The organism is Neorhizobium sp. JUb45, from assembly GCF_004343585.1.
Taxonomy (GTDB): domain Bacteria; phylum Pseudomonadota; class Alphaproteobacteria; order Rhizobiales; family Rhizobiaceae; genus Neorhizobium.
This window is the reverse complement of the sequence record NZ_SLYW01000001.1, coordinates 1151275-1170130: the sequence shown is the minus strand read 5'-3', so window position 1 is coordinate 1170130 and position 18856 is coordinate 1151275. Positions and strand designations below refer to the sequence as shown.

At 60.1% G+C, this 18856-nt stretch carries 23 protein-coding genes and 2 riboswitches; of the genes, 15 read left to right on the top strand and 8 right to left on the bottom strand.

Annotated features, from left to right (window positions below; genetic code table 11):
- Window positions 1-23 precede the first annotated feature (23 nt).
- The 7 genes from EDF70_RS05650 to EDF70_RS05620 all read left to right on the top strand — a co-directional run bounded on the left by EDF70_RS05650 (window position 24) and on the right by EDF70_RS05620 (window position 5527).
- A complete protein-coding gene (locus tag EDF70_RS05650; RefSeq protein WP_245519046.1) occupies window positions 24-944 on the top strand; it encodes a DMT family transporter in 921 nt (306 codons plus the stop codon).
- A 98-nt stretch (window positions 945-1042) separates the two neighbouring features.
- Window positions 1043-1306: a hypothetical protein gene (locus tag EDF70_RS05645; RefSeq protein ID WP_132272315.1), complete on the top strand. Its 264-nt coding sequence runs from the start codon at window positions 1043-1045 to the stop codon at window positions 1304-1306.
- Between the two features lie 75 nt (window positions 1307-1381).
- Complete coding sequence (locus tag EDF70_RS05640; RefSeq protein ID WP_132272314.1) at window positions 1382-1759, top strand: hypothetical protein; 378 nt, start codon at window positions 1382-1384, stop codon at window positions 1757-1759.
- Between the two features lie 123 nt (window positions 1760-1882).
- Complete coding sequence (locus EDF70_RS05635; protein WP_132272313.1) at window positions 1883-3169, top strand: hypothetical protein; 1287 nt, start codon at window positions 1883-1885, stop codon at window positions 3167-3169.
- Between the two features lie 44 nt (window positions 3170-3213).
- Window positions 3214-3828 (top strand): GNAT family N-acetyltransferase, encoded by a 615-nt coding sequence (locus EDF70_RS05630; protein ID WP_132272312.1) that lies wholly within the window; start codon window positions 3214-3216, stop codon window positions 3826-3828.
- 107 nt (window positions 3829-3935) lie between these two features.
- Entirely contained in the window at window positions 3936-5063 is a 1128-nt protein-coding gene (locus EDF70_RS05625; protein ID WP_132272311.1) for an S-(hydroxymethyl)glutathione dehydrogenase/class III alcohol dehydrogenase, read from the top strand.
- Complete coding sequence (locus EDF70_RS05620) at window positions 5060-5527, top strand: GNAT family N-acetyltransferase (protein ID WP_245519045.1); 468 nt, start codon at window positions 5060-5062, stop codon at window positions 5525-5527. Before EDF70_RS05625 ends, EDF70_RS05620 begins: the two co-directional genes overlap by 4 nt.
- 45 nt (window positions 5528-5572) lie before the next feature.
- On the opposite strand, the gene EDF70_RS05615 is transcribed toward EDF70_RS05620, so the two are convergent.
- On the bottom strand, window positions 5573-5998 hold the full coding sequence (locus EDF70_RS05615) for a hypothetical protein (protein ID WP_132272310.1): 426 nt from the start codon (window positions 5996-5998) through the stop codon (window positions 5573-5575).
- A 121-nt stretch (window positions 5999-6119) separates the two neighbouring features.
- Here EDF70_RS05615 and EDF70_RS05610 point away from each other — a divergent pair, with 121 nt between their 5' ends.
- Genes EDF70_RS05610 through fghA form a run of 3 tightly spaced genes read left to right on the top strand, consistent with a single transcriptional unit; the run spans window position 6120 to window position 8148 of the window.
- A complete protein-coding gene (locus EDF70_RS05610; protein WP_245519044.1) occupies window positions 6120-6596 on the top strand; it encodes a YaiI/YqxD family protein in 477 nt (158 codons plus the stop codon).
- A gap of 23 nt (window positions 6597-6619) precedes the next feature.
- On the top strand, window positions 6620-7291 hold the full coding sequence (locus EDF70_RS05605; protein ID WP_132272309.1) for a DUF1345 domain-containing protein: 672 nt from the start codon (window positions 6620-6622) through the stop codon (window positions 7289-7291).
- A 23-nt stretch (window positions 7292-7314) separates the two neighbouring features.
- A complete protein-coding gene (gene fghA / locus EDF70_RS05600; protein ID WP_132272308.1) occupies window positions 7315-8148 on the top strand; it encodes an S-formylglutathione hydrolase in 834 nt (277 codons plus the stop codon).
- Between the two features lie 62 nt (window positions 8149-8210).
- Here fghA and EDF70_RS05595 read toward each other — a convergent pair whose 3' ends face one another.
- The 6 genes from EDF70_RS05595 to crcB form a co-directional block, all read right to left on the bottom strand.
- Entirely contained in the window at window positions 8211-8594 is a 384-nt protein-coding gene (locus tag EDF70_RS05595; RefSeq protein WP_132272307.1) for a DoxX family protein, read from the bottom strand.
- Between the two features lie 123 nt (window positions 8595-8717).
- Window positions 8718-9215, bottom strand: a complete 498-nt coding sequence (locus EDF70_RS05590; protein ID WP_132272306.1) for a hypothetical protein — start codon at window positions 9213-9215, stop codon at window positions 8718-8720.
- 353 nt (window positions 9216-9568) lie between these two features.
- A complete protein-coding gene (locus EDF70_RS05585; RefSeq protein WP_132272305.1) occupies window positions 9569-10354 on the bottom strand; it encodes an ATP12 family chaperone protein in 786 nt (261 codons plus the stop codon).
- 9 nt (window positions 10355-10363) lie between these two features.
- A complete protein-coding gene (locus EDF70_RS05580; protein ID WP_132272304.1) occupies window positions 10364-11017 on the bottom strand; it encodes an HAD-IA family hydrolase in 654 nt (217 codons plus the stop codon).
- Complete coding sequence (locus tag EDF70_RS05575) at window positions 11014-12003, bottom strand: RluA family pseudouridine synthase (RefSeq protein WP_132272303.1); 990 nt, start codon at window positions 12001-12003, stop codon at window positions 11014-11016. Before EDF70_RS05575 ends, EDF70_RS05580 begins: the two co-directional genes overlap by 4 nt.
- 103 nt (window positions 12004-12106) lie before the next feature.
- On the bottom strand, window positions 12107-12484 hold the full coding sequence (crcB, locus tag EDF70_RS05570; protein WP_132272302.1) for a fluoride efflux transporter CrcB: 378 nt from the start codon (window positions 12482-12484) through the stop codon (window positions 12107-12109).
- Between the two features lie 116 nt (window positions 12485-12600).
- Here crcB and EDF70_RS05565 point away from each other — a divergent pair, with 116 nt between their 5' ends.
- Entirely contained in the window at window positions 12601-12879 is a 279-nt protein-coding gene (locus EDF70_RS05565) for a hypothetical protein (RefSeq protein WP_132272301.1), read from the top strand.
- 71 nt (window positions 12880-12950) lie between these two features.
- Here the strand turns inward: EDF70_RS05565 and EDF70_RS05560 are convergent, their stop codons facing one another.
- The gene (locus tag EDF70_RS05560; protein ID WP_132272300.1) at window positions 12951-13211 is read right to left on the bottom strand and encodes a hypothetical protein; all 261 of its coding nucleotides are present in this window, start codon (window positions 13209-13211) and stop codon (window positions 12951-12953) included.
- Between the two features lie 159 nt (window positions 13212-13370).
- A riboswitch (glycine riboswitch) is annotated at window positions 13371-13457 on the top strand.
- Window positions 13458-13544: riboswitch (glycine riboswitch) on the top strand. It begins immediately after the preceding riboswitch.
- 82 nt (window positions 13545-13626) lie between these two features.
- Between EDF70_RS05560 and gcvT the strand changes: the two genes are divergently transcribed.
- The 4 genes from gcvT (at window position 13627) to EDF70_RS05535 (ending at window position 18770) form a co-directional block, all read left to right on the top strand.
- Complete coding sequence (gene gcvT / locus EDF70_RS05555) at window positions 13627-14763, top strand: glycine cleavage system aminomethyltransferase GcvT (RefSeq protein ID WP_132272299.1); 1137 nt, start codon at window positions 13627-13629, stop codon at window positions 14761-14763.
- A gap of 252 nt (window positions 14764-15015) precedes the next feature.
- The gene (gcvH, locus tag EDF70_RS05545) at window positions 15016-15378 is read left to right on the top strand and encodes a glycine cleavage system protein GcvH (RefSeq protein WP_132272298.1); all 363 of its coding nucleotides are present in this window, start codon (window positions 15016-15018) and stop codon (window positions 15376-15378) included.
- Entirely contained in the window at window positions 15375-18239 is a 2865-nt protein-coding gene (gene gcvP, locus EDF70_RS05540) for an aminomethyl-transferring glycine dehydrogenase (protein ID WP_132272297.1), read from the top strand. Before gcvH ends, gcvP begins: the two co-directional genes overlap by 4 nt.
- A 321-nt stretch (window positions 18240-18560) precedes the next feature.
- On the top strand, window positions 18561-18770 hold the full coding sequence (locus EDF70_RS05535) for a cold-shock protein (RefSeq protein WP_132272296.1): 210 nt from the start codon (window positions 18561-18563) through the stop codon (window positions 18768-18770).
- The last annotated feature ends 86 nt before the right edge of the window (window positions 18771-18856 follow it).

Here is an 18856-nt window from a genome sequence, read left to right as displayed (position 1 = left end):
CAAGCCATAGCGAAAGCCCTCCGATGACTGCCCTCACCGCTGAAAATCCGCTCAAGGGCATGGCCCTGATGGCAGGCTGCATGCTCGTGCTGCCGATCATGGATGCGATCGCCAAATACATGGCGACTTTCGAAACCATGTCGCCGGGCCAGGTCACCTTCTACCGCTTTTTCTTCCAGTTCGTGGCATTACTGCCCCTGCTGCTGATCGCCACCCGTGGCGTGATTGTCGCCAAACGTCCGTGGATGAACCTTTTGCGCGGCGCCATTCATGGCGCGGCCAGCCTGATGTTCTTCACGGCCGTCAAATACATGCCGCTTGCCGACGTGTTTGCCATCTATTTCGTCGAACCCTTCATGCTGACGCTGATGTCGGCGATCTTTCTCGGCGAGCGTGTCGGCTGGCGACGCTGGACCGCGATCGCAGTCGGTTTCGCCGGCGCCATGATCGTCATCCAGCCGAGCTATGCGATCTTTGGCTGGACGGCGCTTTTGCCGGTCGTCTGCGCCTTTCTCTACACGCTCTACCTCTTCATGAACCGCGCACTTGGCGATGGCGACAGCCCGCTCGTCATGCAGACCATGGCGGGGCTCGGCGGCACGCTGTTTTGCTCAGCAACGCTTGGGATTGGCAGCGGTCTCGCCATGCCGAATTTCGAGATCAGCCTGCCCGGCTCCACGCTCGGTCTTGTCCTTCTGGTGCTCCTCGGCGGCATTTCCGGCTATATTCATCTGGTCGTCGTTCAGGCATTCCGGATCGCCTCGCTTTCGCTTCTCGCGCCCTTTCAATATTTCGAGATCATCTCGGCAACCGTGCTCGGATATGCGCTTTTTGGGGATTTCCCGACTGCATCGAAATGGCTCGGCATAGCCATCATCGTTGCTTCCGGCCTGTTCATCATCTGGCGCGAACGCGTCAGAGTGGCACAGTCGGCAAATGCCTGAAACATAACGATTGTCATTCGTTAACCGCGCTCGTTGGCGAGGCCTCAACGTCTGTCGTTTAAGCTCCATTTCAGTTTCATGATGAAACGGAGACAAAGATGAGCGATGGTCGCTTTTCTTTCCCGGCATGTGTTATCGCCGGGAAGCGTCGACTCGACGTCGACGACCTTTTGATGCTGCGCAAGCACGCGTTTTCCGACGGTATCAGAACCGAGGACGACGCTTGCCTTCTTCTGGCAATCCACCGCGCCTGCGCCTCTTCCTGCCCGCAATGGGATTGTTACGTCATCGAGAACATCGCGGCCTATGCCGTCCACCATCGCCATCCGCGCGGCTGGCTGGATAAGGGCAATGCCGACTAGCTGACATCAACCCTTTCCGTCGAGGGGGTCGTCCACGCCCCGCTCGAGCTGGAGATCATTCTGCACGCGCTGGATATGGCGGCATCCGCACCGGATCGGCTCTATGCCTTTGCACTGGAGCAGATGCGCCTTGGCCTCATTCCCAACAGCCGCGCAGCCTATGCGCTGAGCCGCCCCAGCCGCAGTCCGGGCATCGATCTCGCCGACCTGCACTACCTGTGGCGTGTGCTGCGCAGCGCATGCGAAGGTGGCCGGCTAATGCTGTCAGCAATCGAACGCGACCTGCTGCAGGCGATTGATGCGATGGCCGAGCCTCGGCATCATCATTCCGGCTGGAATACGCTGATCGGTTCGCTGCAATTGCGCCCTGACGTCACGCGAGCAACCGGTCGGACAGCGTGGCTGCAAGCCTCGGATGAGGCATTTTTGGAGAAATCGCACCGGGCAGCATGACGCCACGCTTATTTTTGCATTCCATCAAATGCAATCTTTCGCTTCAACCGGAGCGGAATAACCCTGTGCCATAGTGTGCCAGACCAAAATTGAACCCGCATCGAGCGGCTGGAGTAGCCTGCCTTGACGACGACAGTCTCCATCATCCTGCTTGTATCGATCAATCTCGGTATCCTGTGGCTGATGATGGCTGCTCCGCTCGGCCAGCGTACCATTACCATGCGCCGCATATTGCCCCACGATCCCTCCAGGCTTCGCGACGCCATCAGGCCGCAAGGCAATCTCACCGACTGGAGCCCGGACATCACCGCCGTCAGATACGGCTCGTCAGCCGGCCTTGAGGGGGGCTTGGTGGAGATGAGCATGCGTTACCCGGATCGTCAGGGCCGCCCGGTTCGCCGGCTCTACGACATTATGGAAAACATCGATGATCGCGCCAGCTACACCAGCACGGCTCGCATCATTTCCGACAGCACCCTCACCAACGCCTTCTGGAGCCGGTACCGCGACGAACGTCGCTTGGAACCGACCGATGACGGCACCATCGTCACGTTCAGCCAGAGCGATCATTATCGCGGTCTCGCCTTCTATCTTTTTCGGTTTTTCGCCATGCGCCGGGAACTGGCTGCCTTGGAAGGCTGGCTCGAGACAGGACGCCGGCGTGATGGTCTCGGTTTTAGCCACCCGCTGGTGCAGATCATGCTCGCCGGCATCTCCACCCTCATGCTCTGGCCCTTCTTCGGCCTGAACCAGACAGGTCTGGCGATATCGATTCTTCTTACCCTCGTCATCATCCTGCATGAACTGGGCCATATCATCGGCTACAGGGCATTTGGACATGAGCGGGTGATGCTGATCTTCGTACCCATGCTGGGCGGCATAGCCATCGGCGGCCGGCCCTATCGCAGCCGTTTTGAAATTGCCACCTGTGCGTTGATGGGCGCCGGCATTTCGGCTTTTGTCGTGCCCATCCTGGTGCTCGTCCACAATCTGTCGGACTTTGGAAGCGGCATACTCCCTGCCAGACTGCATATGCCGTCGGCCGCATTTCTGCTGATTCTCGGAGGATTCAACCTGCTCAACCTGCTGCCGATGTCGCGCTTCGATGGCGGCCAGATCGTGCGGCAGGTTTTTCCCGGACTCGGTATGCAGGTTCTGGCCAGTTTCGGCCTGACATTGATCGTTCTGATGGTGGGTTATGAGATCGGCGTTCCGCCGGTAGCGCTCGTCGCAGGCCTCGCCATCGTCACGCTCATCAGCATGATCGGCTTTCGCACCAACGTCATGCGCGATGAACTGGACCCCATGCAACCTCCGGAACGACTAATGGCCGGCTTTGGTCTTTATGCCGCTGTCGCCATTCATTCATACGCTGTCATTACCGCCTGCCAGATTCTCTTCCATCAATGATCAGGCATTGACATACCGCAACTCTCCGCCCCCAACTGGATCACATGAAAACAGATAACCCTCTCCTTCCGCTCGGCTATTCCGATATGCCAGCCGGCACCATTGCCACTGTCGTGACTTGCCTGGAGATGCGAGAGCGTCCCCAGCTGCCACTGGTGGAGGCTGATAATGCATTGACGCTGCGGCACTGGCACCAGCCCGACCTTGGCGAATATCGCGAGCTTTTCCGCAATATCGGCGCACAATGGTTGTGGTCGGGGCGTCTGGTGATGAGCGACGAAAAGCTCTCATCCATCCTCAACGACCCGCGCGTCGCGGTTTATATCCTGAAGGATGCCGGTCGTCGCATCGGCCTGCTGGAACTTGATTTCCGCAGCGACCACGAATGCGAGCTTGCCTATTTCGGTCTGGTCGAAGATTCGGTCGGCAAGGGCGCCGGCCGCTTTCTGATGAGCCACGCCATCGAAAAGGCATGGGCGCGGCCGATCGACCGGTTCTGGGTCCATACCTGCCATCTTGATTCGCCGGCGGCTTTGCCCTTCTACAAGCGCATGGGCTTCACGCCTTACAAGATCATGGTCGAAGTTCTCGACGATCCGCGCCGCAGCGGCATCGTTCCAAGCACCGCAGCGCCACAGGTGCCGCTCATCGATCTGTGACGCAATCACCGAATTGCGACCTGTCATGCCTCTATCCGGCTTGAGCTGGAGCGCATTCCCATGCGAAAGTGCAAACAGATTCTGACAGATAGCTTAGGAGAGACAGGATGGATGTCCGCGCAGCCGTCGCCGTACAGGCAGGCAAACCGCTGGAAGTGATGACCGTGCAGCTCGAAGGCCCGAAGGCCGGCGAAGTGCTGATCGAGGTCAAGGCCACCGGCATCTGCCATACCGACGATTTCACCCTCTCGGGCGCCGATCCGGAAGGCCTTTTCCCGGCCATCCTGGGTCATGAAGGTGCCGGCATCGTCGTTGATGTCGGTCCGGGCGTCACCTCGCTGAAGAAGGGTGACCACGTCATTCCGCTCTACACGCCGGAATGCCGCGAGTGCTATTCCTGCACATCGCGCAAGACCAATCTGTGTACCTCGATCCGCTCGACTCAGGGCCAGGGCGTCATGCCCGACGGCACCTCGCGCTTCTCGATCGGCAAGGACAAGATTCACCACTATATGGGCTGCTCGACCTTCGCGAATTACACGGTTCTGCCCGAGATCGCGCTCGCCAAGATCAATCCGGACGCGCCTTTCGACAAGGTCTGCTATATAGGCTGCGGCGTGACGACCGGCATCGGCGCGGTCATCAATACGGCCAAGGTCGAGATCGGCTCGACGGCGATCGTGTTCGGCCTCGGCGGTATCGGCCTCAACGTGCTGCAGGGCCTGCGCCTTGCCGGTGCCGACATGATCATCGGCGTCGATATCAACAATGACCGCAAGGCATGGGGCGAAAAATTCGGCATGACGCATTTCGTCAATCCGAAGGAAGTCGGCGACGATATCGTGCCTTATCTCGTCAACATGACGAAACGCAACGGTGACCTGATCGGCGGCGCGGACTACACGTTCGACTGCACCGGAAATACCAAGGTCATGCGTCAGGCGTTGGAAAGCTCGCATCGCGGCTGGGGCAAGTCTGTCATCATCGGCGTTGCCGGCGCGGGTCAGGAAATCTCCACACGTCCGTTCCAGCTGGTGACGGGCCGCAACTGGATGGGCACGGCATTCGGCGGCGCGCGTGGCCGCACCGATGTGCCAAAAATCGTCGATTGGTACATGGAAGGCAAGATCCAGATCGATCCGATGATCACCCACACCATGCCGCTCGAAGACATCAACAAGGGTTTTGAGCTGATGCATTCGGGCGAAAGCATCCGCGGCGTGGTGGTCTATTGACCACCCTGCCCACCTACACGACCGACGTGCGGAGACTTGAAGAGTTCTCCGCCGTCGATCTCTACGCGATGTTGAAAATGCGCGTGGACGTTTTTGTCGTCGAGCAGGAATGCGCCTATCCCGAACTCGACGGCAATGATCCGGACTGCCTTCACCTGCGGCTGTTCGAAGGTAAAGATCTGCTGGCTTGCGCCCGTGTCTGGCGCCCGTCGCCGGATGTCCTGCCCCGCATCGGCCGCGTCGCGGTCTCGCCGAACCACCGCGGAAAACGTCTTGGCGACGCCCTGATGCGCGAGGCCATCATCGAATGTGAAAAGATCTATCCGGGCGAGGCTATCGAGATATCGGCGCAAACGCATCTGCAGAAATTCTACGGCTCGTTCGGTTTCGAGCGGACGTCGGAAGAGTATGTGGAGGACGGCATTCCGCATGTGAATATGGTGCGGCAGCCTACGCCCGCGTAACCACGCTGAAAAGATTCTCGCGACCTAGCTCAAAGGTCGCGAAAGTCACCGCGAAGCCATACGTCGCTCCAGTTCGGCAACACGCTCCTCCAGTTCCTCCAACGCTGTTTTGTTCTGCAAGCCGGATTGTATGGCATTCAAAACTTCATTGTGGTGCCGGTTACCTTCAATCCGCAATTCCTTGATGATGTTAGCGTTTTCATGACCGACGCTCTCAACTTCATCCAGGCGACGCAAAACAGCATCCAGCCGGGTCTCCAAGGCCGAAAGGCCTTGCCTCGTTTCGGCCTGAAATTTCATCACCATCTCCGTCAGCGTATTGTATTGACGGTTGATCTTGAAGAATTCAGCATCAAAACGCGCGGTCGTATCGATGCTGCGACCGACCTGCACATTCAGTGTCTTCATGCCGTCGATGATGGCCGACATGTACCCAATCAAGTGCTTCGGAAACTCGGCTTCTTCGGACATGCTTTGGCCCCGAGGTTGTTAGGTACAGTATAGGCACAGCCCTGAGAGGAAACAAAGCATGATTACACGTACATTCAACCCTGAAGATTGATAGATTTTCGACATGCCGCTAGAAAACAGCATGACCAATTCAAAGACTGAGCCCATGCCGCAAATCTACGTCGATGCCGATGCCTGCCCGGTCAAGCCGGAAATACTGAAAGTGGCCGAGCGCTACAATCTCGAAGTCACCTTCGTCGCCAATTCGGGCCTGCGCCCCTCGCGCGATCCGATGGTGAAGAACGTTATCGTCTCCGCCAGTTTTGATGCCGCCGACGACTGGATCGCCGAACATGCCGGCGTAAACGACATCGTCATCACCGCCGACGTGCCGCTTGCGGTGCGCTGCGTTGCCAATGGCTCGCTCGTCACGGGCCCCACCGGTCGCGTGTTCGACGAGGCGAATATCGGCATGGCCAGCGCCATGCGTGATCTCGGCCAGCACCTGCGTGAAACCGGCGAGAGCAAGGGTTACAACGCAGCTTTCTCGCCACGCGACCGCTCAAAATTTCTGGAAACACTGGACAGGTTCTGCCGTCGCGCCAAATCAGCGGCCTGAGACAGAACGTCGGGAGGGGCAGGATGTCGAAGGTTTTGGGCAAACCACCGTGGTGGAAATGGCGACGCCATCGCCATGGGCCTTTCTTTGCCGCCGCCATCGTCGCGACGGTCGCCCTGCCCGCGCTGATCTGGCTTGTTCCCCACCTTGCGGCAGCACTCGCGGCCATCACCTTCTTCGTCGTCTATCTGGGCCTGATGGCTTTGCGCATTCCGCATCTCGATGCCGACCGTTTCGAGGCAAGCGGCCAGAACACTGACGAACCGGCGCCGATCATTCTCGCCGTCACGCTTTCGGCGGCCGTGATCGCCCTCGTCACCCTGTTCGAGGCGCTGAACGACAAACAGCTGTCCGGTATCGCGGATGTGGCAATCGGTTTTGCCGCCGTTATTCTCGGCTGGTTTTCGATCCACACCATGTTCGCAATGCACTACGCCCATCTATACTGGCGGCCGGGCGACGTGGGTGACGACAAGCCGGTCGGCGGGCTGGATTTCCCCGGCACGGAACGCCCCTCGGCTTATGACTTTCTCTACTTTTCCTACATCATCGGCATGACCGCACAGACGTCGGATGTCGAAATCACCGCCACCGACATGCGCAAAATCAACCTGTTGCACTCGGTCTTGTCTTTCTTTTTCAACACCGTGCTGGTAGCCGCTGCAGTCAACGCCGTCGTTTCGCTGGCAAGCTGAACCAACAGACAAGGAACCCGCCGATGAAGGTCCTCTCCCAGAACACCGCCTTTGGCGGCATGCAGGGCGTCTTCGCCCATGATTCGGAAGCGCTGAAGTGCGAAATGACCTTTGCGGTCTTCGTGCCGCCACAGGCGATCAGCGAACCGCGTCCGGTTCTCTGGTATCTGTCGGGTCTCACCTGCACCCATGCCAATGTCATGGAAAAGGGTGAATACCGGCGGCTCGCAGCCGAACTCGGCCTGATCATCGTCTGCCCGGACACCAGCCCGCGCGGCAGCGATGTGGCGGACGAAGTCACCAACTGGCAGATGGGCAAGGGCGCAGGTTTCTATCTCGACGCCACCGAAAAGCCTTGGGCCGAGCACTACCAGATGTACACCTACATCACCGAGGAGCTGCCCAATTTCGCCAGCCAGCATTTTCGCATGGACATGACCCGCCAGGGCATTTTTGGCCACTCGATGGGCGGCCACGGCGCCATGACGATCGCGCTGAAGAACCCGGACCGTTTCAAGAGCTGCTCAGCCTTCGCGCCGATCGTCGAACCCTCGACGGCAGACTGGTCAGCACCTGCGCTCGAAAAATATCTTGGAGCAGATCAGGCGGCATGGCGCCAATACGACGCCTGCGCGCTGGTGAAGGATGGCGCCCGTTTCCCGGAATTCCTGATCGACCAGGGTACCGCCGACAGTTTCCTCGAAACCGGCCTGCGTCCAAAACTGTTCGAAGAGGCGATCAAGGGCACCGATATCGGCCTGACCCTGCGCATGCACGAGCGCTACGACCATTCCTACTATTTCATCTCGACCTTCATTGACGATCACCTGCGCTGGCACGCCGAACGTCTCGGCTGATCGCAGTCACACCCATCGAAATGAAACCGCCCGCGCTGGAAAACTGGCGCGGGCGTTTTAGTTCAGCGCTTGTCCACAGCCCAGGCGCCGGGGCCAGCGCAGACCAGATAAAGGAAGATGAAGCAGAACAGGATCGCCGGTTCACCACCGTTCAGCGCCGGCCAGAACCCTTTCGACGCATGCGCCATGAAGTAGGCCACCGCCATCTGGCCGGCGAGAATGAAGGCCACCGGCCGGGTGAACAGGCCGATCACCAGCAGAGCACCGCCCACCACTTCCAGAAGCGCCGCAACCAGCATCAGCGGCGGCAAGGCACCCTCGCCCATGGCGGCCGGAAAACCGAATAATTTCATCGTACCATGTTCGATGAAAAGCAGCGCCGCGATGATGCGCAGAACGGCCAAAGCCTGCGGACGGTAACGGCCCAAACTGTCGAAAAACTGCATCTGATCCCACTCCCTAAACAGAATCGCGCCTCTCAGGCGTCATGCCGAGTTGGCAAAGATCAAACTCAACCGAAACTGTCAGGAAATCAATCGCCCTGGCGACACCGTCGCGCGTTCGTGAAATCAGCGCCCGGCCAGAGCCGATGCGATCGTTGTCGGCCGGCCACCGTCGAGCTTGAACTCGGCGGCAACCCGATCGGCGATCTTCGCCGCCAGTGCCTCTTCGCCGCTATTGTCCTTGCCGAAAACCGTCGTCGCTACCGTGAACGTGGCGCTGGCGATGCGCTCACCCGTCGTCACCGAAGTCGCATCCACCGTCACCTTCGCTTCATGGCGACGGCCGAACAGGATTGGAAGACCGCCGGCGCGGGTAATGCGTACGGTCAGAATGGCGCGCGGCAAGGACATGCGGCGCACGGTGGCGCGAATAGCGGCATCGACGCGACGATCCGTGCCGGCAATCAGGGCTGCGGAAATCTCGGGTCTGGCGGCAACGAATGCGCCCCGCACATCGTAGAGCGGACCATTGCCATGCGCATTCTCCGCCGTCTTCATGCTGAAAGACATCAGCGGAAGTGCAGCGCAGGCGATGACAAAAAGGCGGCAGGCGGAGCGGAACATGGATACAGAGCCCGGATGACGACGTGTCCGGAATGATCCGCTATCAGGGTTAGAATTCGGTTAAATACGGAGCGCCGGATTTAGAGCGGTTCATTGTTAAATGGAAGCGGTTCTGCCGGAGCAGGTTTTCGTCGGGGCAGTGGCGATTGGCGAAGTGCATACCCTAAGGTACGTGCGAGCCGATCGCCGCTGATCCCGGCGGAAAGATGCCCGGCCCTTCGGGTTGGCTGAAACGGGCCGTCTGATCGCATGGCCGGCTTGGCCGTATGCTGTGGCTACGACGCGCGCCAGCCATGCGACCATCCGACTCCGTTTGAGCCAACAGAACCGATTCCATTTAGCAATGAACCGCTCTAAGACTTCAGCGCTTCAAAACTCTGCGCCGCAGCCTTCATCTCCTCGTAGCGCTTGGCACGGCGCACTTCCGCTTCCTCGTCCGTGCCCCAATGCTCGATCGTCCAGTCCTCGTCGAGATGGGCAAGCGCCCAGGTCTCGTCCACGGAGAGGCGCCCTTCGGCAAAGGCCAGCGCCAGAATGGCCGAACCGGTCAGCGACGTGATCGTGTGCAGCGCCGCCAGCGCCACCGGGCTCTGGTGATTGCGAAGCCGTGCGCCAAAAGCCGAAATCGCGTCGCGCGGCTGCTCCTGCGGCATGATGCCTTCGATCAGGATGAAACGGGCGCCAAGATCATCGGCTGCCCAGTCCAGAACCGGATCCCACTGCGCCCGCTGGCGCTCGACCAGACCTTCCGGCTGATCAGCGCGGTAGCACAATGCGTCGCTTGCCGAAAAGCGCAGCATGTCCTCGACCACCGCCTGCGGGTCGGTGGCAATGCCGTCGATCGCGGTGTTGACCAGACGGGTGATCGGCATCGTCGCCGGGTTGACCACGTCTGTTTGCGCATCCCATTCGTCACGCAACAGCGCGGCCAGCGCCTCTGTCGGCGCCATGAGCTGGTTCTTGGCCGGCGTTTTCACCGCCTTGCCGTCCAGATGCACCGCATGCCCGTCGTCCGAGGCAACAACCGTCACCTCCTTGTAAAAACGTTTTGGCAGCGGCTTGTGCATCTGGATCTGCGCCCGACGCGTCGGATCCTCGTGGCTGAGGTCGATATGGGTCTCGGAAAGAATGTCGCGCATAAAATAACCTCAGCCGATCAGCGGCAGCAATTCGCGTGGATGGTGGACGATATGGTCTGCGCCGGCGGCAATCAGCTCGGGCACGACGCAATACCCCCAGTCGACGCCGATCGCGGTGGCGCCGGCAGCTTTTGCCATCTGCATATCGTAAATGGCATCGCCGATCACCAGCGTATCGGCAGGGGCCACGCCCATCACGTCACAGCATTCGGTCACCATGGCCGGATGCGGCTTCGACGGGCAATCGTCGGCGGTGCGGCCAACGACGAAATATTTGTCGAACCCGTGGGTCGACATCACGAGATCCAGCCCGCGACGGGATTTGCCGGTCACAGCACCGATCAGCAGGTCGTCACGCGGGCCGATCGTGTCGATCAGTTCGCGAATGCCGTCAAACAACGGCTCCTTGAAGTCGAGATCGGCGCGCACGACGGAAAACAGCGATTTGTAATGCGCCATCATCGCCACGGCTTCATCGTCGGCATGCGGCTTGCCCTGCATGCGGGCAATGGCGATGTCGAGCGTCAGGCCGATGATCGCCTTGGTCTCTTCAAAAGCGGGCTCCGGCTTGCCGAACGCCACAAATGTGCGGCGCATGGTTTCGTGGATCAGGCCGGCGCTATCGACCAGCGTGCCGTCGCAATCGAAAAGAACCAGTTTCATTCGTCGTCTTCCCGCGCACCGTTTTCCATGTCGAAGCCGAGCAGGTTCCAGCTCTGCACCATATGAGGCGGCAGAGGCGCGGTTATCCGCAGGCGGCCACCATTGGGGTGCGGAATGTCGATATGGCGCGCATGCAAGTGCAGCTTCTTTTGGATGCCGCCCGGGAATGGCCAGTTGATATCGTCATCCTGGTATTTTGGGTCACCGATGATCGGGTGGCCGATATGTAGCGCATGTACGCGCAGCTGGTGGGTACGGCCGGTATAAGGCTCCATCTCCAGCCATGACATCGCCTGCGCCGCCGTTTCCAGCACACGGTAGTAGGAAATGGCGTGATCGGCGTCCTCCTCGCCATGCTTGGCGATACGCATGCGATCGCCATCCGGCGTCTGTTCCTTGACCAGCCATGTGGAAAGCTTGTCGGAGCGCTTGCGCGGCACCCCCTTCACCAGCGCCCAATAGGTCTTCTTTGTGTCGCGTTCGCGAAAAGCGGCCGTCAGCTTCTGCGCGGCGCCACGGGTGCGGGCAATCACCAGAACACCGGAGGTGTCGCGGTCGAGACGGTGCACCAGACGCGGCTTTTCGCCCCGGTTATTGGTCCAGGCGTCCAGCATCTGGTCGATATGACGCGTCACGCCCGAACCGCCCTGCACGGCAAGACCGGCCGGCTTGTTCAGCACGATCACCTTGTCGTCCTCATGCAGCACCATGCGCTGCAACAACTCGTAGTCGCTGCTGTGTTTCAGATCCTTGCCGGCGATCGGGCCCTTCTTGGCATCCGTATCCATCGGCGGAACGCGCACCACCTGCCCCGGCTGTACACGCGTATCGGTCTTCACGCGGCCGCCATCGACGCGCACCTGGCCGGAGCGCAGCAGCTTTTGCAGCGGCCCGAAGCCGAGGCCCGGATAACGTGTCTTGAACCAGCGGTCGAGGCGCATGCCCGCTTCGTCCGCCTCGACGGAGATATGCTCGATGCCTGCCATCGGAACTCTTTCTTGTAATTTTTTGCAGCCGAACGCGGCCTTTGAGCCAGCCTTTAGAGCATCAGGCGCCCCTAACGGAAGTGCAAATCGACTTCAGGCCCGTTCAAAACGCCATGCGGCCGATGAACAGACCCAGAAATGTCGCACCAATCGACAGGATCACACTCGCCGCCACATATACCAATGCCATCGGCATGGCGCCGCGTTCCACCAGTCCGACGAAATCCAGCGAGAAGGAGGAGAAGGTGGTAAAACCACCGCAGAGCCCGGTCATCAGCAGAAGCCGCATTTCCGCCGAGCCGCCGAAACGGCGCAGGATCATTTCCAGAAAAAGACCGATGGCAAACGATCCGGCAACATTGATCGCCAGCGTGCCCCACGGAAAGGCCGGACCGAACAGACGTACGGCCCATAATCCGACAAGGTATCGGAACACCGAACCGACGGCACCACCAACGGCCACGAGAAGCATGGAATTCACGTCAAAATCCTGATAAAACACTAGAAAAGCGGGGATTCGCTAAAATGCGATATCACCGCTTAATGGGGAACCAAGAGGTCGAGCATACGTTTTCACCCACAGGGAGTTCAAGCGTCATGTCCACCGTCGTGCCAGTCAATGCCAATTTTGCCGCTTATGCGCTGGAAAATGTGCGCGTGATCCATCACGTCGGCTCCAAGGAACAGGTCAGGCGCACTCAGAAGGATGCCGACCGTAACCTGCGCCGCGCCCAGAATGTGGGTGAAATCGAGGAACCGGGCCTGATCCCTGCCGCCAATATTTCCGTGGACGTGATGATCTCGGATCGCCCGCCGCAGCAACAGCAAACAACCTACGAACATGTCGCTGCCGCCTACCGCGAACTGGACGAGTAGAACGTTTTTTGCCTACCTTTCATCCCCGCCACACGGGCGAGGATGAAGAAAGAGACGAAACTCGGCCCGCCTCAAAACACCGGCCGGTGACAATTGCGCACGATCTCGCGCCGCCCTTCCCTGTAGTCGATGCGCAGATACTCGCACTCATAGCCGTAAGCCTCGCGATAGCTCGTGCGCACCACATGTCGCTGCTTGTGCGGGCGAACGGTTTTCGTGCGCGGCGGCTCCTGCCAGCGCATCATATCGGCGGCCTGCGCTTTTACCGGCAACAAGGCCGGCAAGACGATGGCGGCAGTCAGGATGGCCGGAACGGTCAGGAAACGTGGCATGGAATTCCCCTTCTGAAATCAGTTGAGCAGCAATTTGGCCTCAATGCCTGCGACCGCCGAAATGTTCCACTCCGTGGAAATGTTATCGCACCGCGACAAATAATTCGCTCGTTGCGACCTTTGCCACTTGCCAAGCCTATGGCTTCATCGATAATGCCGATCGACCCGTAGGGAGAAACCGCTTCAGTGCGGAGCCGAAGGAGCAACCGCCCCGGAAACTCTCAGGCAAAAGGACCACGGGAAGACTGCAGGAACTCTGGAGAGAAGCAACCGTTTAACCGGGGGCTCGCCGAAGGGATAACAATCTCAGGCGAAAAGGACAGAGGGGGCTCGAAACCGGCGCGGAACCGCGCCCTGATCTGAGCCGGCGTGCGACCTGTTTTCAGGCGCACCCAAAAACCTGGAGGCGTCTTTTTTGGACGATCAAGCAGTTCTGAACATCACCCCGCTGCATGCATTGCATGTCTCGCTCGGCGCAAAAATGGTGCCGTTTGCCGGTTACGACATGCCCGTCCAGTATCCGCTGGGCGTCATGAAGGAACACCTTCACACCCGCGCTGCCGCCGGCCTGTTCGACGTCTCCCACATGGGCCAGGTCATCGTGAAGGCCAAGTCCGGCGTTTACACCGATGCAGCACTTGCGCTCGAAAAGCTGGTTCCGGTCGATATTCTCGGTTTAAAGGAAGGTCGCCAGCGTTACGGCTTCTTCACCGATGAAAACGGCGGCATTCTCGATGACCTGATGATCACCAATCGCGGCGATCATCTGCTGGTCGTCGTCAACGCCGCCTGCAAGGATCAGGACGTCGCCCATATGAAGGCGAACCTGACCAGTTGCGACGTGACGCTCCTCGATGACCGTGCTTTGATCGCCCTGCAGGGCCCGCGGGCCGAAGCGGTTCTGGCCGAACTCTGGGCCGGCGTGTCGGCCATGAAGTTCATGGATGTGGTGGAAGTGCCGCTGCACGACGTGCCCTGCATCATCTCCCGCTCCGGTTATTCCGGTGAGGACGGTTTTGAGATTTCCGTGCCGGAAGCGCATGCCGTCGAGGTGGCCAACGCCCTGCTCGAACACCCGGATTGCGAAGCCATCGGCCTCGGCGCGCGTGACAGTCTTCGCCTCGAAGCCGGCTTGTGTCTCTACGGAAACGACATCGACACCACCACCTCGCCGATCGAAGCCTCGCTCGAATGGGCGTTGCAAAAGGCCCGCAAGGCCGGCGGCGACCGTGAAGGCGGCTTTCCGGGCGCAGAGCGCATCTTGTGCGAACTGGCCAACGGCGCCAGCCGCCGCCGCGTCGGCCTGAAGCCGGAAGGCAAGGCTCCGGTGCGTTCGCATGCCAAGCTTTATGCGGATGCCGAAGGCCAGACCGAACTCGGCGAAGTCACCTCGGGCACCTTTGGCCCGACCGTCGAAGGCCCGGTCGCCATGGGCTACCTTCCGGTGTCGCATATCGCTGCCGGCACCACGGTTTATGCCGAGGTTCGCGGCAAATATCTGGCGATGACAGTGGCCACGCTGCCGTTCATCACGCCGACATACAAGCGGTAACATGACGGTCGTGCCTGACCATACCCCCTCTGGCCTGCCGGCCATCTCCCCCACGAGGGGGGAGAGAACCAGCGGCCAGCGGCGAGCACGACAATTCACCTCGCAATTCCCGCGACGCCTTGATTGGGCGCAGAGGGGCGCCACGATTTTTCTCCCCCCTTGTGGGGGAGATGGCCGGCAGGCCAGAGGGGGACTTTCCCCCCACTCCAATACAACAACAATCACCCATTCCCTTCCAGAGAGGTCCTCCCAATGCTGAAATTTACCGCCGAACACGAATGGCTGAAACTCGAAGGCGATGTCGCCACCGTCGGCATCACCCAGCACGCCGCCGACCAGCTCGGCGATCTCGTATTCGTTGAACTGCCGGAAGTGGGCGCCGAACTCACCAAGGACGGCAATGCCGCCACCGTCGAAAGCGTCAAGGCCGCCTCCGACGTGTATTCGCCGCTCGATGGCGAAGTCGTCGAAGTCAACCAGGCGATCGTCGATGATCCGTCGCTGGTCAATTCCGAGCCTGAAGGCTCCGCATGGTTCTTCAAGCTCAAGCTCAAGAACGTCTCCGATATCGACAGCCTGATGGACGAAGCCGCCTACAAGGACCTCATCGGATGAACGACAGCACCGATTTCCACTTCACGGATTACGATCCGTACGATTTTGCAAACCGTCGCCATATCGGCCCCTCGCCGTCCGAAATGGCAGCGATGCTGAAAGTCATCGGCTACAAGTCGCTCGACGGGCTGATCGAAGCAACGGTTCCGGCCTCCATCCGCCAGCAGACCCCGCTCGCCTGGGGTGCCGCCCTTACTGAGCGTGAAGCACTCGACAAGCTGCGCGAGACCGCCAACAAGAACCAGGTCCTCACCTCGCTGATCGGGCAGGGTTATTACGGCACCGTCACCCCGCCGGTCATCCAGCGCAACATTCTGGAAAACCCGGCATGGTACACGGCCTATACGCCGTACCAGCCGGAAATTTCTCAAGGCCGCCTCGAAGCCCTTTTGAACTTCCAGACGATGATCTGCGACCTGACCGGTCTCGACGTCGCCAATGCCTCGCTGCTCGATGAAGCGACCGCAGCCGCCGAAGCCATGGCGCTCTGCCAGCGTCAGGCAAAATCCAAGGCGACCGCCTTCTTCGTCGATGCCGCCTGCCATCCGCAGACGATTGCCCTTATCGAAACCCGCGCAAAGCCGCTCGGCTGGTCGGTTGTGATCGGCGATCCGATGACCGATCTCGACCCGGTCGACGTTTTTGGCGCGATCTTCCAGTATCCGGGCACGCAGGGCCATGTCCGTGATTTCTCCGGCCTGATCGCCCGCCTTCACCAGACCGGTGCGGTCGCCGCCGTCGCCGCCGACCTTCTGGCGCTGACGCTGCTGAAATCGCCCGGCGAAATGGGCGCCGATATCGCCATCGGCACTACCCAGCGCTTTGGCGTTCCGGTCGGTTACGGCGGCCCGCACGCCGCCTATATGTCGGTCAAGGATGCCCACAAGCGCGCCATGCCCGGCCGCCTGGTCGGCGTCTCGGTCGATGCCCGTGGCAACCGCGCCTATCGCCTGTCTCTTCAGACCCGCGAACAGCATATCCGCCGCGAAAAGGCGACGTCGAACATCTGCACGGCGCAGGTCCTGCTCGCCGTCATGGCCTCGATGTACGGCGTCTTCCACGGTCCGCAGGGCCTGAAGGCGATTGCGCAGGCTGTCCACAAGAAGGCCGTGCTGATGGCCAAGGGCCTGGAAAAGCTCGGCTACCGAATAGAACCTGAAAACTTCTTCGACACGATCACGGTCGAAGTCGGCCACATGCAGGGCCTGATCCTGCGTGCCGCCGTCGCGGAAGGCGTCAACCTGCGCAAGATCGGCGAGACCAAGGTCGGCATGTCGCTCGACGAGCGCACCCGTCCGGTCACGCTCGAAGCCGTCTGGCGCGCATTCGGCGGTGACTTCAAGGTGTCCGATTTCGAGGTCGACTACCGCCTGCCGAAGGATCTCTTGAGAAAATCGGATTACATGACCCATCCGATTTTCCACATGAACCGCGCCGAAAGCGAGATGACCCGCTACATCCGCCGCCTGTCGGACCGCGACCTCGCGCTCGACCGGTCGATGATCCCGCTTGGTTCCTGCACGATGAAGCTGAACGCCACCGCGGAGATGCTGCCGATCACCTGGCCGGAATTTTCGGATATCCATCCGTTCGTTCCGCAGGATCAGGCCTTGGGCTACAAGGAAATGATCGACGATCTGTCGGCAAAACTGTGCCAGATCACCGGTTACGACGCCTTCTCCATGCAGCCGAATTCCGGCGCGCAGGGCGAGTATGCGGGCCTGCTCACCATCCGCAACTACCACATCGCCAATGGTGATGCGCATCGCGACGTCTGCCTCATCCCCACCTCCGCGCACGGCACCAACCCGGCCTCGGCGCAGATGGTCGGCATGAAGGTCGTGGTCGTGAAGGTGCGTGAAAACGGCGATATCGACCTCGAAGATTTCCGCGCCAAGGCTGAACAGCACGCGGCAAACCTGTCGTGCTGCATGATCACCTACCCGTCCACGCACGGCGTGTTCGAGGAAACGGTCAAGGAAATCTGCGAGATCACCCACACCCACGGCGGTCAGGTCTATCTCGACGGCGCCAACATGAACGCCATGGTCGGCCTTGCCCGCCCCGGCGACATCGGCTCCGACGTGTCGCACCTCAACCTGCACAAGACCTTCTGCATCCCGCATGGCGGCGGCGGTCCCGGCATGGGCCCGATCGGCGTCAAGGCGCACCTGGCGGCACATCTTCCGGGTCACCTGCAGTGGGATGGCCGTGAAGGTGCTGTCTCGGCTGCCCCGTTCGGCTCGCCGTCGATCCTGCCGATCTCCTGGTCCTACACCCTGATGATGGGCGGCGAAGGTTTGACGCAGGCAACCAAGGTGGCGATCCTCAACGCCAACTATATCGCGGCCCGTCTCAAGGGTGCCTACGACGTGCTCTACAAGTCGGAAGCCGGCCGCGTGGCGCATGAATGCATCCTCGACACCCGCCCGCTCAACGTCTCGGCCGGCGTTTCGGTGGACGATATCGCCAAGCGCCTGATCGACTGCGGTTTCCATGCGCCGACCATGAGCTTCCCGGTTGCCGGCACGCTGATGGTCGAGCCGACCGAATCGGAAACCAAGGCCGAACTCGACCGTTTCTGCGATGCGATGCTGGCGATCCGCGAGGAGGCCCGCGCCATCGAGGAAGGCCGGATGGACAAGGTGAACAACCCGCTGAAGAACGCTCCGCATACGGTGGAAGACCTCGTCGGCGAATGGGATCGTCCTTACTCCCGCGAACAGGCCTGCTACCCGCCGGGCGCGTTCCGGGTGGACAAGTACTGGTCCCCGGTCAACCGCGTCGACAACGTTTATGGCGACCGCAACCTGATCTGCTCCTGCCCGCCGCTGGAAGATTACGCGGAAGCCGCGGAATAACCGCGATAGCGTCAACACCAACGAAAGGCCCGCCCCGCGCGGGCCTTTTTTCATTTTTTACATTCGAACAAGCCTCAAAACGGGAAAACCTGCCCGGAAAAAGCCGTCATCACCCTGAATTGTAACAGACTCAACTTCTCGTATAATTATTTCCTTACTGCCCTTGTCTCCTTTCTGGAAACCTCTATTTTGGGTTTCAATCGTACTCTGCTAGCGACTCGTCCGAAGCCTACCGGCTCTTTCCGATCTCCTCTCATAGTCGATGCGCCGCCGGTCTTGATATTAGGGCCGGCAATCTACAGCGATTGAAAGGAAATCGTTATGAACACCGGTACCGTAAAGTGGTTCAACAGCACCAAGGGCTTTGGCTTCATTCAGCCTGACAACGGCGGCCAGGACGTATTCGTACACATCTCTGCCGTTGAGCGCGCTGGTCTGCGCACCCTCAACGATGGTCAGAAGATCTCTTACGAAATCGTTCAGGACAAGCGTTCGGGCAAGAGCTCGGCCGACAACCTGCAGGCTGCCTGAGTTTTGTCATCAAACCGCGTGACACGGCTCGACCGGCACGCACGCGGTAATGTTGATTATGAGAGGTCGGGGTCATTCCCGGCCTT